This window comes from Micromonospora sp. A3M-1-15 (assembly GCF_024213425.1).
Lineage (GTDB): Bacteria > Actinomycetota > Actinomycetes > Mycobacteriales > Micromonosporaceae > Micromonospora > Micromonospora chersina.
Genome location: NZ_JANAVK010000001.1, coordinates 1,998,323 through 2,012,746, shown reverse-complemented (window position 1 = coordinate 2,012,746; position 14,424 = coordinate 1,998,323). Strand labels below are relative to the sequence as shown.

Below are 14,424 nucleotides of genomic sequence, written 5' to 3'. Positions count from 1 at the left end.
AGCGCCCGCGGCGACCGCGCCGGCCGCGACCGCCTTGCCCGAGAGGCCGGCCTTGCCGTCGTCACCGCGGGAGGACGCGGCGTGCTCCACACCGGGCGTGCCGAGGGTACGGCCCTCGTCGACGGTGCCGCGCCAGGCGCCGGTCTCCGCGCCCCGGCCCTCGATGTACGACTTGAACTTCTCCAGGTCGGCCTCGGCCCGCTTCTCGACGATGTGCAGCTTGTCGCCGGCCTTCTCGACCAGCCCCTCCGGCTCGTACTCGAGGGAGAGCCGGACCTGGGTGCGGTCGGTGCCGATCGGCTGGAAGTAGACGGCGCCGGCGTTGGTGGCGCCGCTGGTGGCCGCCCACGCGACCTTGCGGTCCGGCACCTGCTCCAGGACCTTGGCGTCCCACTCGCGCTTCACGCCCGCGATCTCGGCGACCCAGTGCATCCGCCGGTCGTCGAGCTGGCGGACCTCCTGCACGCCACCCATGAACCGGGGGAACTCCTCGAACTGGGTCCACTGGTTGTACGCGGTGCTGACGGGCACGTCGACTTCGATGGACTTCTCGACCTTCGTGGTCATGGGCACTCCTTGTCGTTCAGTCGTCGGTACTGAAATCCGTACCCCGGGATGCCGCCCTCAATCAGATGAGTGCCGGTTCCGACCCGCGGCGGAGGCCCCCGTCCCGCCCTGCGGACGGGGCCCCGGCATTCGCGAGGAGCTGTCTACACTGCTGCGAAATCGCAGCTCAAGCGGTGGGTCGGGGGCCGGCGGGCGGGGGGAACAGGATGTTGGAGGCGGTCGGCGTCGAGCCGGGTGAGGAACAGGTCTACCTGGCGCTCGCCGCCGGGCAGGCGGCCGGTGTGGACGAGTTGTCCGAACGGACGGGATTGTCCGGTCCGGAGATCCGGCGGGCGCTGGCGGGTCTGGAGGCCAAGGGGCTGGTGGACATCCCGGCCGACCAGCCGGGCGCGATCCGGGCCGCGCCGCCCGACCCCACCCTCAAGCTCCTGGCGTTGCGCCGGATGGACGAGCTCCGCAAGGCGCAGGCCGTCATCGCGGAGCTGACCGAGCGGTTCCTCGCGCGGGAGGCGTGGCGCGGCACCGAGGCGGTCGAGGTGGTCCGGGATGCTCGGCCCATCGCCGAGCGGTACGCCATGCTGCAGCGTGAGGCGACGCGGGAGATCTGTTCACTCAGCCGGCGACCGGCTGTCGCAGTGCCGGCCGCCGAGAACGCCGCCCAGCGGGAGGCGCTGCGGGCCGGCGTCCGCTACCGGGTCGTGTACGACCGTGACCTGCTGGACCCGAAGAGCCTGCAGATCCCGCTGTTGCTCGAGGAGTGGGCCGCGCTCGGCGAGGAGTCGCGGGTGGCCAGCGTTCCGTTCAAGTTGATGGTCATCGACCGGCGGCAGGCGGCGCTCGTGCCGCCCGATCTACCTCCCGAGCAGCCCGTGCTCTTCGTGCTGCGCGCTCGTCCGGTGGTGGACTGCCTCGCCTGGATCGTGGACCGGATCTGGGAGTCGGCGTTGCCGGTGCCTGCCGCGCTCTCCGAGGTCTCCGACGGTCCGCTGGTAGCCGACGACCGCCGCCTGCTGGCCCTGCTCCTGGCCGGCTACACCGACCAGGCCATCGCCTCGCAGCTGGGGGTGAGCATGCGGACGGTCCAGCGCCGGGTGCAGCGGCTGCTCACCGTCGCCGGGGTGCAGAGCAGGATTCAACTCGGCTGGCAGGCCGCGCGTCGTAACTGGATCTAGCCGACGGGCGGGGGCACCGCCGGACCGCTGACGGTTTTACGCCATGGCATTGAAGTGCCAGCTCAGAGCCCTGATGGCCGGGTGTCACCCGGTGGCAGTGTGTGCGCGTCAACCCATCCCTGCCTCCGAAGGATGCCGCGTGACTTCCCCTGCCAAACGCACCCGCCGCGCCGTCGCCGCACTGGCCACCACACTCGTTGTGGGCGGACTGTCCCTGTCCTCCGTTCCCGCCCACGCCGACCCTTCGGCCACGCCGGGTGGCGTCGCCGACAAGCTCGGCAGCCACGACCGGGCTCTGATCGCCGGGTACGCCGCCCAGTCCCGGACCCGCAGCGTCCCGGCCGACGCTGACCAGCCGGTCCCCGACTTCGTGACCCTGATGCTCGCGGTGAAGTCGGGCCGCACCGACGAGACGGCCCGGCAGGTCACCGGGCTCGGCGCCGAGGTCACCCGGACCGACCCGGCGATCGGCTACCTCAAGGTGAACGTGCCGTTCGCGGCCGTGGACCAGGTCGTCGCCCTCGACGACGTGCTCCGGGTGGACGCCGACGAGCTGCTCAAGCTGGAGGAGACCAGGGCGGACGCCGCCGGTGTCGCCGGTGCCGGGGGCGACGGCGGCAGCCTGCCGTCCGCGCCGTCCGCGGCCACGCCGGACGACAACCCGTACATGCCGACCCGGGACACCGGCTCGGTGGCCTTCAAGACCGAGCACCCGACCTACGACGGCCGCGGCGTGACCATCGGCATCATGGACACCGGCGTCGACCCGACCCACCCGGCGCTGGCCACCACCACGACCGGCGAGCGCAAGCTGGTGGACACGGTCGCCGGCAGCGACCCGCGCAACCTGATCGACATCCTCTTCGACCGCACCTGGCTGACGATGACCGCCGGCAACAAGGTCACCGGGTCGACGGTCGACAAGTACGACATCACCTGGACGCTGCCCGAGGGTGGCAGCGACGACATGTACCTGACCCGCAAGAACCTCGCGGTCGCCGGCTACGTCGACCCCACCCTCACGGGCTCGTTGGGTGTCGCCTACCGCGAGTCCGACAATGCGGTCTGGATCGACCTCAACCAGGACCACGTCTTCACCGACGACGAGCTGTACCGGCCGTACCGGGTGGACCACCAGATCGGGTACATCGGCACGGACAACCCGGCGACCGAGCTCAACGAGCGCCAGCCCTTCACGGTCGAGGCCCGGCGCCTCAGCTCGGCGCTCATCGGCGTCAACATCAACACCCTCGACGAGGCGCACGGCACCCACGTCGCGGGCATCACCGCCGCCAACGGGATCCTCGGCGGGCAGATGAACGGCCAGGCGCCCGGCGCCAAGCTGGTCTCCATGCGGGCCTGCACCCACAGCGGCTGCTCCTCGGCCGCCCTCACGGACGGCATGGTGGACCTGGCCACCAACCACCACGTGGACGTCATCAACCTGTCCATCGGCTCTAGCCCTGCCCTCAACGACGGGCAGAGCGCCATGGCGCTGCTCTACGACCGGCTGATCGCCACCACCGGCGTGCAGATCTTCTCCTCGGCCGGCAACTCCGGCGCCGGCACCAACAGCGTCGGCGACCCGTCCTCCGCCGACACCGTGGTCAGCGTGGGCGCCTCGGTCTCCAAGCAGACCTGGTGGGCCAACTACGGCTCCTTCGTGACCCGGGCGCGGGCGGTCTTCCCGTTCTCCTCGCGCGGCCCGCGTGAGGACGGCGGCTTCAAGCCGGACATCACCGCGCCCGGCGCGGCGATCGCCCCGACCCCGAGCTGGATCGCCAACAGCGTCGTCGCCGACGCCGGCTACACCCTGCCGGCCGGGTACTCGATGCTGCAGGGCACCTCGATGGCCTCCCCCCAGGCCACCGGCGCCGCCGCGTTGCTGATCTCCGCAGCCCGGCAGGACGGCGTCAGCGCCACGCCGGTGCAGCTGCGCCGGGCCATCTTCTCGACCGCCGACTACAACAAGGATGAGCCGGCCATCGCCCAGGGCCGTGGTGAGTTCAACGTCGTGCACGCCTGGCAGTACCTGGCCAAGGGTGTCGCCGGCACCGACGACGTCACCGTCTCCGCGCCGGTCTGCACCAGCCTCTCCGCCAAGCTGGTCACCCCGAACACCGGGAGCGGCCTGTACAACAGCTGCGCGCCGGGCAGCGGCGGCCAGGGCGTTGGCGAGTCCCGCACCTACGACGTCACCCTGACCCGCGCCGGCGGGGCGGAGGGTGCGCTGGACTACGTCCTCGACCTGCGGGGCAACGACGGCACCTTCACCGCGCCCCACAAGGTCAGCCTCGCGAAGAACGTCCCCACCGTGGTCAAGGTGACCGCCGCCCCGGGCAACCAGGGCATTCACAGCGCCGTGCTGACCATCGACAACGCGGCGACACAGGCCGTCGAGCAGTCCGCCATGCTGGCCGTCGAGGCCGCCGCTCCGCTGACCCCCGGCGCCGTCTGGTCCGTGGCGGGCGCGGTGGACCGTAACGACACGGTCGTCTACAGCGTCGCGGTCCCGGCCGGTGCCACCGACCTGACCGTGAACCTCTCCGGCTTGGCGGACAGCAGCCAGACCCGCTGGTGGGCGTACGGGCCGGACGGGCTCGAGGCGGAGAAGTCCAGCGCCGGCACCATCTACTGCTACGCCAACTACCAGGGCGGCAACGGCTGCGACCCGTTCACCCGCAGCTACGCCAAGCCCAAGCCCGGCGTGTGGGAGTTCGTGGTCGAGGCACGCCGTACCAGCCCGACGCTGGAGAACCCTTTCCACCTGACGGCGGCCGTCACGCAGTGACGACGCCCTGACACACCGGAGGCCCGGGTCGCCATGTCGCGACCCGGGCCTCCGCACGATCAGGGGATCAGCCGTCCTCGCGGTCCGGGCTCTCCAGCCGGAAGAAGTTGCTCTGCTTCCCGTCGGAGCGTTCCTCCTGGTAGATGAAGTTGAGCCGCCGCTCGTCGAAGGCGCGGAACCACTCCTCCCAGCTGATCTCGCGTAGCCGCTGCTCGCGACCGTTGCTGGGGAAGTCGAAGCGCAGCACCCCGGCGTGCCCGTCGTGCTCGGTGCCGTCCACGGTGGTCGGTAGGCCCTTGCGGGCTTCGGCCCAGCGCCGGATCACCTCGTGGTCGGTGGTGACCAGGCTGCGGCCGGGCCGCTCAGGCTCGTCGTCGACCGAGGTGACCTCCTGGGCGTACTTGATCGACTTCGAGGTCTGCGGCCCCTTGCGGACGCCGCCGCCACCCGGGGAGGAGGACGCGCCGGAGTTGTCGCGCAGGCTCTTGACCAGGGCCTTGACCAGGTCGGCCTTCTGCATGTCGGCGGTGCCGGCGACGCCCCGGGCGCGCAGCCGGCCGCGCAGCTCGTCGACCTTGAGCTGGGCGATCTCGCTCTCGTTGACGTCCGGCGTGTTCGGGGTCTGGTTGCCCGGCGGGTTCGCCGACGACGAGGTGGTCTTCTTCGCGGACGAGCCCGACCGGGACGAGCCCGACCGGGACGAGCCGGAGCCGGGCGAGCCACCCGCGCCGGCGGATGTGCTCTTCTTGGCGCCATCCTTCATGGCCTTCACGAGGGCCTTGACCAGGTCATCCTTGCGCATGTCGGCGGTGCCGGTCACGCCGCGCCGACGCAGCCGGTCGCGGAGCTGGTCGACCTTCAGTCGGGCGATCTCGCTCTCGTTGATGTCGGGGGTGTTCGGGGTCTGGTTGCCCGGCGGGTTCGTGGTCGCGGTCGAGCCGCTGCCGCGCCCGGAGCCGTTCTTCGTGGGCATCGCACATCATCCTTCCTCGACCCGGTTCCAGGGGGGGGTTCCAGCGTCGTGTGGTGGCGGTGGGCCGTCCCCGAATCAGTACCCCCAGCCGCCCGTCCAAACGTCCGGCGCTCGGCCGCCGCCGCTTCGCGGGGCCTGTCCAGGGGCAGTTCCGGCCGCGGGTTGGCGCGATTGCCCACCCGCCTGACCAGTCGCTACTGTTCCCGAGGCTGAAATCCCCCCAAGCTCGAGGATCGTGATGAATTCCCCGGAGTTGACGACAGTTGCCGCTTCGGGAAGTTCCCAGATCAAGCAGTCAACCCCGGCGGGCGCCGACACCCTCCCGGGCGTGGCCGCCGGACGCGAGCCGCGCCGGGAACCGAGCCGGTTCCGCGCCGACGTCGCCGGGCTCCGGGCCGTGGCCGTCGGGCTGGTGTTGCTGTACCACGCCGGCCTACCGTTCCTCCCGGGTGGCTTCGTCGGGGTCGACGTCTTCTTCGTGATCTCCGGTTTCCTCATCACCGGGCAGCTCGTCAGCGAGATCGACCGCACCGGCCGCATCTCGCTGGTGGGGTTCTACGCGCGGCGGGCCAAGAGGATCCTGCCCGCCGCGACGGTGGTGCTGGCGGCCACCGCCGTGGCGGCCCGGCTGCTTGTCCCCCGGGGCCAGTGGCAGGAGATCGGCAGCGACATCGTCGCCGCGGCGATCTACGTGGTGAACTGGCGTTTCGCCGACCGCGCGGTCGACTACCTGGCCGCGGACGCCCCGCCCTCGCCGGTCCAGCACTTCTGGTCGCTCGCCGTGGAGGAGCAGTTCTACCTGATCTGGCCTCTGTTGATCATCCTCGCGATCCTCGCGGCGAAAAGGCTCCGGCGGACCGGTGTGCGGCCGGTCCTGTGGGTCGGTCTCGCGGTCCTGGCGGTGCCGTCGTTCGCCTGGTCGATCGTCGAGACGGCCACCTCGCCGGAGCGTGCGTTCTTCGTGTCCACGACGCGGATGTGGGAGCTCGCGGTCGGTGCGGGCACCGCCCTGATCGCGACCGGCGCCGCGCGCCTGCCCCGGGCGCTGGCCGTCGTCCTCGGGTGGCTCGGTCTCGCCGCGATCGTGACGGCGGCGCTGCTGATCACGAAGGGGACGGCGTGGCCCGGGTACGCTGCCGCGCTGCCCACCCTCGGCGCCGCCGCGGTGATCGCGGCCGGGGCCGCTGCGGGCCCCCGCGGACCGGTCCTGGTGCTCGGCACGCGCCCGTTCCGGTGGGTCGGTGACCTGTCGTACTCCCTGTACCTGTGGCACTGGCCGATGCTCGTCGTTGCCGGCGCGTACTGGGACGGCCTCTCGGTGGAGCGCGGCCTGGTGGTGGTGCTCGCCTCGCTGGTCCCTGCCTGGATCACCTTCCGGCTCGTGGAGAACCCGCTGCGGTACTCGCGGGCGATTTCGAGGTCGCCGCGTCTCGCGTTGAGCCTCGGTGGCAACTTCACCATGGCCGGGATCTGCGCGGGCCTCGCCCTGGTCCTGACCGCCGCGTTGGCGGCCAGCGCGACGCCGAGCGACCGGGGCCGGTACGCGCCCGGTGCCGCGCTGCTGTCGACCACGCCCGGCACCGCCCCGATCGGCCCGGTCCCGGAGCGGTTCGACTTCATCTCGCCGGATCCGCTGCGGTTCGCCCAGGGCTTCCTGGATGTGCCGGACACCAACCGGGACAGGTGCTTCCAGCAGATCGCGGGCGCTGAGGTCCTGTCCTGCACCTACGGCAATCCCGACGGTGCCACGACGGTGGCCCTGGTGGGCGACTCGAAGATGGACCAGTGGCTGCCGGCGTTCCAGGTGCTCGCCGCGCAGAACGACTGGAAGCTGGTGATCACCGTCAAGGCGTCCTGCCCGTTCACCGGCGCCCGGGTCCTCATGGCCGACGGATCCCGGAAGCTCTACACCGACTGCATGGAGTGGAACAGGACGCTGCTGCGCAGGCTGGTCGAGGAACGTCCCGACTACGTCGTCACCTCGCAGTCGGCGGGGAGCGCCGTCGACGCCGCGGGCAAGTGGTCGGTCGACGCGATGGTCGCGGGCGTGCGGTCCTCCTGGAAGGCGCTCGACTCCGTGGGCACGAAGGTCGTCGTCCTCGCCAACAACCCCCATCCCGGCCCGGCGATCGTGCAGTGCGCCGACAGGAACCGGGACCACCTGTCGGCCTGCGCCTTCGACCGCGAGCGCCACGACGAGGACCCCGCGTTCCAGATGCAGCGGAAGGCGGTGGTCGGGATGCCCGAGGTCAAGATGATCGACCTGTTCGACGCCATCTGCCCGACCGAGAGGTGTCCGGTGGTGTTCGGCAACGTCCTCGTCTACCGCGGGGGTTCGCACATCGGCGCGGCCTACGCCAGGACCACGGCCCCGCACCTCGCCCGCGCGTTGTCGGACGTCGGCGTGCCGGCGCGCTTCTCCCCGGTGAGCTGATCGCCCGCCGCGGCGGCCGGGCGGCGAGGGCGGAGGCTCAGACGTAGAGCTTGCGGGCGTAGTCCGGGCCGTAGTGGCGTTCCAGGTCGGCGAGGTTCTCCGTCGGCGCCTCGACCTCCTTCACCAGCCGGGCGCGGGTCGGCAGCACGTCGGGCCGCCAGGTCTCCGGACGCCACAGCTCGGAGCGGAGGAACGCCTTCGCGCAGTGGTAGAAGATCTGCTCGATGGACACCTCGACGGCCAGCACCGGGCGGTGCCCCTTGACCTCCATGTCCGCGAAGTACGGCGCGTCGGCCACCAGCCGGGCCCGGCCGTTGATCCGCAGCGTGTCGGTGCGCCCGGGGATCAGGAAGAGCAGCCCGACATGGGGGTTGGCCAGGATGTTGCGGTAGCCGTCGGCCCGCCGGTTGCCGGGCCGCTCGGGGATGGCGATGGTGGTCTCGTCCAGCACCAGGGTGAAGCCGGCCGGGTCGCCCTTCGGGGAGACGTCGCAGCTGCCGTCCGCGCCGGCGGTGGCGACCAGGCAGAACGGCGAGGCGGCCAGCCACTCCCGGTCCCGCTCGTGCAGCACCGTGCGCTCCTTGTCCCGCGCCCGCTGCCCCGGCGCGCCCAGCAGCTCGGCCAGTTCCTCCGGGCTGGTGATCTCCCGTGTCGTCACGTCTTCCTCCCCCGTCCGTTGACCTTGACGGCGATTCCGGCGCACGGAAGGCCGGTTTCCGCCATCGTCAGCCTAGGAGAGCGCGTCGACGGCGAGGTTTGCCCCCGGAGCCGGCGGGTACGGACTGAGCCGCAGCGCGCCCGGACGCGATCGATGGAGGCCGAGATGGAGAGCCGACTGAAGGTGCTCGGCCATCCCGTGCATCCCATGCTGGTGATGTTCCCGGTGGCCCTGCTGGTCACCGCGGTGATCTTCGACGTGATCGACACCGTGGGCGGGCCGGACTTCCTCGGCGAGGTCGCGTACTGGAACATCACGGTCGGCCTGGTCGGCGGCCTGCTGGCCGCGGCGGCCGGCGCGTTCGACCTGCTCGCCCTGCCCACCGGCACCCGCGCCAAGCGGGTCGGGCTCACCCACGCCGCCGCCAACGTGGCGGTGATCCTGCTCTTCGCCGCGGTCTGGGTGGTCCGGCTCAACGCCGACTCCCGGGCCGCCGGGGGCGCCCTGATCGCCATCGAGGTGGTCGCCGTGGCGATCCTCGGCGTCAGCGCCTGGCTCGGCGGCGAGCTGGTGGACCGGCTGGGCGTCGGCGTCGACCCGGAGCACGACCTGAACGCGCCCAGCTCGCTGCGACCCCCCTCGGCGACCCAGCGGATCGGAGACGTGCGATGACGGAACAGAGCGGCGGTCGGGGTTGGCGGGGCCGCCAGCAGGGCTGGGATCCGATGGGCGAGCTGCAGTCGCTGCGCGCCGAGCTGAGCCGCCTGGTCGGTGGCCGCGGCGGCAGCCCGGACGTGGAGTTGACCGAGATCGCCGACGGCTGGGAGGTGGTCGTCCGGCTGCCCGGCGTGGCCCCCGAGGAGGTGGCCGTCGAGCTGGACGACCGGGAGCTGTGCGTACGGGCCCGGTCCGAGGCCGAGGTCAACGCCGACCAGGGCATCCCGGGCGGGTTCACCACCCGGGGCTTCGAGTACCGCGTGGACCTGCCGTCCCGGGTGGACCCGGACCGGATCGACGCGGTGATGGACCACGGCCTGCTGCGGGTGCGCCTGCCCCGGGCGGCCCGGCCCGCGCCGCGCACCATCACCGTCGGCCGCACCGGCCCGGGCGCCACCTCCGGGGGTACGCGGACCGTGACCGACCCGGCCGCGGACCGGGAGCTGCACCACCCGGACACCGCGGTCGACGAGATCGACCGGCCGTAGGGGTCGCGTGGCCACCCTGTCCGACGACTCCAGCTCGGCGCGTCTGTCGCCGCGCCGCGACCTGGAGCCGTCGTCCGACGACTCCAGCTCGGCGGGTCTGTCGCCGCGCCGCGACCTGGAGCCGTCGTCGGTGCTCGGCCCGGTGGGCGAGCGCGTACCCGACGTCGAGCGGATCGCCGTGCTGCGGGCGAACGCGCTCGGGGACTTCATCTTCGTGCTGCCGGCGCTGGAGGCGCTGCGGGCCGCGTACCCCTCGGCCGAGATCGTGCTGCTCGGCGCGCCGTGGCACGCGAAGCTTTGGCGCGACCGGCCCGGCCCGGTGGACCGGGTGCTGGTGGTGCCGCCGGCGCCCGGCATCCGCGAGCCCGGCCCGGACGAGGCGCCGTCCGAGCTGGCGGACTTCCTGGCGGCGGCCCGGAAGGAGCGGTTCGACCTCGCCCTGCAACTGCACGGCGGGGGCGCAAACTCCAACCCGGTCATCGCCGGGCTGGGCGCCCGGGTCACCGCCGGCCTGCGCGCCGACGACGCGCCGCCGCTGGACCGCTGGATCCGGTACGTCTACTACCAGCACGAGGTGATCCGCTATCTGGAGGCGGTGGCCCTGGTCGGTGCGCCGGCGGTGACGATCACCCCGGCGTTGGCGGTGACCGACGCCGACCGGGCCGAGGCGCGCACGGTGCTCGGCGAGCCGGACCGGCACCGGGTGGCGCTGCACCCGGGGGCCACCGACACCCGGCGGCGCTGGCCGCCGGAGCGCTTCGGGGAGGTCGCGCGGGCGCTGGCCGGCGACGGGTACGAGGTGCTGGTCACCGGCACTCCCGCCGAGCGGGAGACGGTGGACGAGGTGGTCGCCGCGGCCGGGGTGCCGGTCCGCCCGCAGGTCGGCACGCTCAGCCTGGGCGGGCTGGCCGCCGCGTACTCCGGTTGCGCGCTTGTGGTCTCCAACGACACCGGCCCGCTGCACCTGGCCGCCGCGGTGGGCGCCCCGACGGTCGGCGTCTACTGGATCGGCAACCTGATCAACGGGGCCACGCCGCTGCGCGTCCGGCACCGCCCGATCGCCTCGTGGACCACCCACTGCCCGGTCTGCGGGATCGACTGCACGCGGGACATCTATCCGCACCGGCCCGGCGATGGCGAATGCCCGCACCGCGACTCGTTCGTGGCCGACGTGCCGGCGGCCGAGGTGGTCGAGGCCGCCCGCGAGCTGCTGGCGGGGTGAGCGTCAGGCCGGCTGCGGGGTGTCCGGCTCGGCGACCACGACCTCCCACGCCTCCACGTCGCGCTCGGTGACGGTGGTCGGCGACTCCAGGTGGTAGGCCCCGCTGGGCAGGACGCCGGCGCCACCGTGCCGCTCCAGCACCGCGAGCTGCGCGGCGACGTCCTCGCCCTGGTGCCGCTCGTGCAGCCGGCGCCAGAACTCGAAGCCGCCGGAGTCGAGCAGCTTGGCCCGGTCGTAGAGCACGCACCCGCCGATCCAGGAGACCTTGTACGCCCGCCACGCCCCGGTCGGCAGCCGCAGCTTCTCGGTGACGTGCAGCAGGTTCGCCGCCGGGTGGATGTCCGCCCGCTGCCACTCCGGGGTGCCGGGGCGGATCCGCTCGGGCACCGGCGGCCCGGGCCACTCCTCGTAATGGACGTGGGTCTCCGGGCGCACGTCGTCGGCGTAGGAGAGTCCGTGCACGGCGTTGCCGACGAACCCGCAGCCCAGCTCCCGGATCGCGGTGACCAGCCGGGACACCGTGCCGGGCTCCAGCCAGACGTCGTCGTCGAGGCAGAGCACGTAGCGGGCCGCCGACCGGTCCAGCAGGGAGGCCCGGTGCTCGGCCAGCCCGCGCCGGGGCAGCCGCCGGGTCAGCAGCACCGGGTGGCCCCGGTGGCGCAACGCCCGGACCATCGTGGCCGCCGCCGGGTGCGCGTACGCCGGGTCGTCGTCGGACTGGTCGCTCACCACCACCCCGAAGTCCGGTACGCCCTCCTGCGCGGCCAGCCCGGACAGGGTGACCGCCAGTTCGGCGGGCCGGTTGCGGGTGGGGATCAGCACGTCGAGCTGCCGGGGCCGGCGGAAGTCCTCGGGTACGCCGGGGTCGAGCGGCCGGTTCACGCCGGCCTGCCCTCACCCACCGGCGGGACGACCGGGTGCGACCGGATCCGGTCGATGATCGCCGAGGTGGAGCGGTCCGGCACGTACCCGAGGGTGCGCACCTGGCCGCCCAGCCGGCGGACCAGCGGGGCCTCCGGGACCATTTCCGGCGGGTAGTCGCCGCCCTTGACGTAGACGTCCGGGCGGACCGCCTCGATGAGCTTCGCCGGGGAGTCCTCCTCGAAGACCACCACGTGGTCGACGCACTCCAGCGCGGCGAGCAGGGCGGCGCGGTCCTCGACCGGGTTGACCGGCCGGTCGGGGCCCTTGAGCCGGCGTACGCTGCCGTCGGAGTTGACCGCCACGACCAGCAGGTCGCCGAGCGCGCGGGCCTGGGTCAGGTAGCGGACGTGCCCGGGGTGCAGCACGTCGAAGCAGCCGTTGGTGAAGACGATCGACCGGCCGGCCCGGCGGTGCTCCGCGACGATCGCGGTCAGCTCCTCGGCGCCCACCTGGGTGGAGCGGCCGGCCGCCTCCGGCCCGCTGCCCAGCGCGTCGAGCAGGTCCTCCCGCCGGCACACGCAGGTGCCGGTGTCGGAGACGGTGATGGTGGCGGCGAGCTGGGCGAGCTGCGCGGCGGTCGGCAGGCTCGCCTCCGCCGCCAGCGCCAGGGTCATCGCCGCCAGGTACGCGTCCCCGGCACCCACGGCGTGGCTGGCCGGGACCGGGGTGCTGTGGCTGCGCCGGGGTTCGCCGTCGGCCCCGCCGACCACCGCGCCCTCGGTGTCCAGGGTCACCGCCACCACGTCCGCGCCGGTGTGCTCGCGCAGTTCGTCCAGACGGGACTCGGCCAGCACGGCCCGGTCCACACCGGCCCCGGCCGCCGCGTTGACGGTCACGCCGGTGCCCGTGACGCTGAGCCCGTCCCCGGTCAGCGCGACCCGCTCCTCGGCGGGCGTCGGCTCGCCGGTCGGGCCGGCGACCCCGCCGCCGTGCTCGGCCGCGGGCGCGCCGGAGGTCGGGTGCGGGCTGCCGGGCTCCCGTTCGCCCGCACCGCCGGGTGCCGCGCCGACGACCAGCTCGGAGGGGCCGTCGGCCGGGTCGGCCAGGTGGTCGAGGTGCAGGTGGCCGGCGGTCGCGCCGTGGGCCGCACTCCGGTGCCCGCCGTTGAAGCCGGCGGCCGCCCGGGCCAGCAGGCGGGTCGCCTCGGCGAAGCTCGGTGTCACCACGGTCGGGTTGAGGCCGCGCCAGTCGGCCAGGTCGTGCGCGTCGAGCGCCACGGTGGCGTACCGGTCCCGGTTGGCGACCAGCCAGGCGCGCACCGCCGAGGGCAGCGCGCCGAGGCCGTAGTCGCAGACGACCAGGGTGGGCGGCTGCCCGGCGGCCACCGCGCGCAGCTCCTCGGTGGCGCAGTGCAGGGCGGTCAGCAGGCGGGCCACCCCGTCGTCGTCGAGCGGGTCCTCCGGGTCGCCGGAGTCCTCGCGGAGCAGGATCTGGTTGCCGGCGAGCATCCGCCGCTTCACCGGCGTGGGCCGCCCGGGGTGGCCGACCGTACGGTCCCAGACGCCCGCCCGGTCGAGGCAGTCGTGCAGCTCGTCACCGGCCACGTCGGCGCCGACCGGGGCGACCAGGGCGGCCCGGCCGCCGAGGGCGGCCACGTTGACGGCGGTGTTCGCGGCCCCGCCGGCGGCGGAGATCCGGCGGCGCAGGGTCAGGACCGGCGCGGGCGCCTCCCGGCAGAGCCGCTCCGACTCCGCGAACCGCCACTCGTCCAGCATGGCGTCGCCCACGACCAGCACGGGACGCCCCTGCCAGCCGGCCACGACGGTGGCGAGCCGGCGCTCTTCCGCTGCTGCTCCTGCCATGCCCCTTCGGGTCCCCCGAGCGGGACCGGCCAAACCTGCGGCCCGGGACACCCTGGCCGTCCGGTTTCGGCGGTTCCGGCCCGGGAACGGGTGCAGACAGACCCCGGAGAGGAGAACCACCATGGCAGCGACACTGCAGGGCAAGCGGATCGCGTTCCTGGCCGCCGACGGCGTCGAGGAGGTCGAGTACACCAAGCCCCGCGAGGCGGTGGAGAACGCCGGCGCCCAGGTCGAGCTGGTCTCGATCGAGTCCGGTTCGATCCAGGCCTTCAACCACCTCGACCACGGCAAGCAGTACCAGGTCGACGTGACGACAAAGGAGGCGGACGCGGGGGCGTACGACGCGCTGGTGCTGCCCGGCGGCGTGGCGAACCCGGACTTCCTGCGGACCGACCCCGACGCGGTCCGGTTCGTGAAGTCGTTCTTCGAGGCCGGCAAGCCGGTCGGGGTGATCTGCCACGGCCCGTGGACGCTGGTCGAGGCGGACGTGGTGCGCGGCCGGACGATCACCTCCTGGCCGAGCCTGCGCACCGACCTCACCAACGCCGGAGCTAACTGGGTGGACCAGGAGGTCGTCACCGACAACGGCCTGGTCAGCAGCCGCAAGCCGGACGACCTGCCGGCGTTCTGCGACAAGATCGTCGAGGAGTTCGCCGAGGGCAGGCACTGACTTCTT

Annotated in this window: 11 protein-coding genes and 1 pseudogene; 7 read left to right on the top strand and 5 right to left on the bottom strand. The window is 73.2% G+C overall.

Annotated features, from left to right (window positions below; all coding sequences use genetic code 11):
- Positions 1-117 precede the first annotated feature (117 nt).
- Positions 118-567 (bottom strand): annotated as a pseudogene (locus tag NLX85_RS09490) (SRPBCC family protein); the annotation flags it as partial.
- Between the two features lie 206 nt (positions 568-773).
- On the opposite strand from NLX85_RS09490, the gene NLX85_RS09485 reads away from it, so the two are divergent.
- Both NLX85_RS09485 and NLX85_RS09480 read left to right on the top strand, forming a co-directional pair.
- Positions 774-1,739 carry a helix-turn-helix domain-containing protein gene (locus NLX85_RS09485; protein WP_254333454.1) on the top strand — a complete coding sequence of 322 codons (966 nt, stop codon included), beginning with the start codon at positions 774-776 and terminating at the stop codon, positions 1,737-1,739.
- A 139-nt stretch (positions 1,740-1,878) separates the two neighbouring features.
- Complete coding sequence (locus tag NLX85_RS09480; RefSeq protein ID WP_254333447.1) at positions 1,879-4,530, top strand: S8 family serine peptidase; 2,652 nt, start codon at positions 1,879-1,881, stop codon at positions 4,528-4,530.
- A gap of 67 nt (positions 4,531-4,597) precedes the next feature.
- Here the strand turns inward: NLX85_RS09480 and NLX85_RS09475 are convergent, their stop codons facing one another.
- On the bottom strand, positions 4,598-5,503 hold the full coding sequence (locus NLX85_RS09475; RefSeq protein ID WP_254333445.1) for an SAP domain-containing protein: 906 nt from the start codon (positions 5,501-5,503) through the stop codon (positions 4,598-4,600).
- Between the two features lie 238 nt (positions 5,504-5,741).
- On the opposite strand from NLX85_RS09475, the gene NLX85_RS09470 reads away from it, so the two are divergent.
- On the top strand, positions 5,742-7,937 hold the full coding sequence (locus NLX85_RS09470; RefSeq protein WP_254333443.1) for an acyltransferase family protein: 2,196 nt from the start codon (positions 5,742-5,744) through the stop codon (positions 7,935-7,937).
- A gap of 37 nt (positions 7,938-7,974) precedes the next feature.
- Here NLX85_RS09470 and NLX85_RS09465 read toward each other — a convergent pair whose 3' ends face one another.
- Entirely contained in the window at positions 7,975-8,595 is a 621-nt protein-coding gene (locus NLX85_RS09465; protein ID WP_254333441.1) for a pyridoxamine 5'-phosphate oxidase family protein, read from the bottom strand.
- Positions 8,596-8,760: 165 nt separating this feature from the next.
- Here NLX85_RS09465 and NLX85_RS09460 point away from each other — a divergent pair, with 165 nt between their 5' ends.
- The 3 genes from NLX85_RS09460 (at position 8,761) to NLX85_RS09450 (ending at position 11,022) form a co-directional block, all read left to right on the top strand.
- Positions 8,761-9,267: a DUF2231 domain-containing protein gene (locus NLX85_RS09460; RefSeq protein ID WP_148427317.1), complete on the top strand. Its 507-nt coding sequence runs from the start codon at positions 8,761-8,763 to the stop codon at positions 9,265-9,267.
- Positions 9,264-9,800: an Hsp20/alpha crystallin family protein gene (locus tag NLX85_RS09455; RefSeq protein WP_254333439.1), complete on the top strand. Its 537-nt coding sequence runs from the start codon at positions 9,264-9,266 to the stop codon at positions 9,798-9,800. Before NLX85_RS09460 ends, NLX85_RS09455 begins: the two co-directional genes overlap by 4 nt.
- Before the next feature lie 115 nt (positions 9,801-9,915).
- Positions 9,916-11,022 (top strand): glycosyltransferase family 9 protein, encoded by a 1,107-nt coding sequence (locus NLX85_RS09450; protein ID WP_254333734.1) that lies wholly within the window; start codon positions 9,916-9,918, stop codon positions 11,020-11,022.
- A gap of 3 nt (positions 11,023-11,025) precedes the next feature.
- Here the strand turns inward: NLX85_RS09450 and NLX85_RS09445 are convergent, their stop codons facing one another.
- Positions 11,026-11,904, bottom strand: a complete 879-nt coding sequence (locus tag NLX85_RS09445; protein WP_254333437.1) for a glycosyltransferase family A protein — start codon at positions 11,902-11,904, stop codon at positions 11,026-11,028.
- On the bottom strand, positions 11,901-13,748 hold the full coding sequence (gene rfaE2 / locus NLX85_RS09440; RefSeq protein ID WP_254333435.1) for a D-glycero-beta-D-manno-heptose 1-phosphate adenylyltransferase: 1,848 nt from the start codon (positions 13,746-13,748) through the stop codon (positions 11,901-11,903). Before rfaE2 ends, NLX85_RS09445 begins: the two co-directional genes overlap by 4 nt.
- 121 nt (positions 13,749-13,869) lie before the next feature.
- Here rfaE2 and NLX85_RS09435 point away from each other — a divergent pair, with 121 nt between their 5' ends.
- Positions 13,870-14,418 carry a type 1 glutamine amidotransferase domain-containing protein gene (locus NLX85_RS09435; RefSeq protein WP_254333433.1) on the top strand — a complete coding sequence of 183 codons (549 nt, stop codon included), beginning with the start codon at positions 13,870-13,872 and terminating at the stop codon, positions 14,416-14,418.
- Positions 14,419-14,424: the final 6 nt, after the last annotated feature.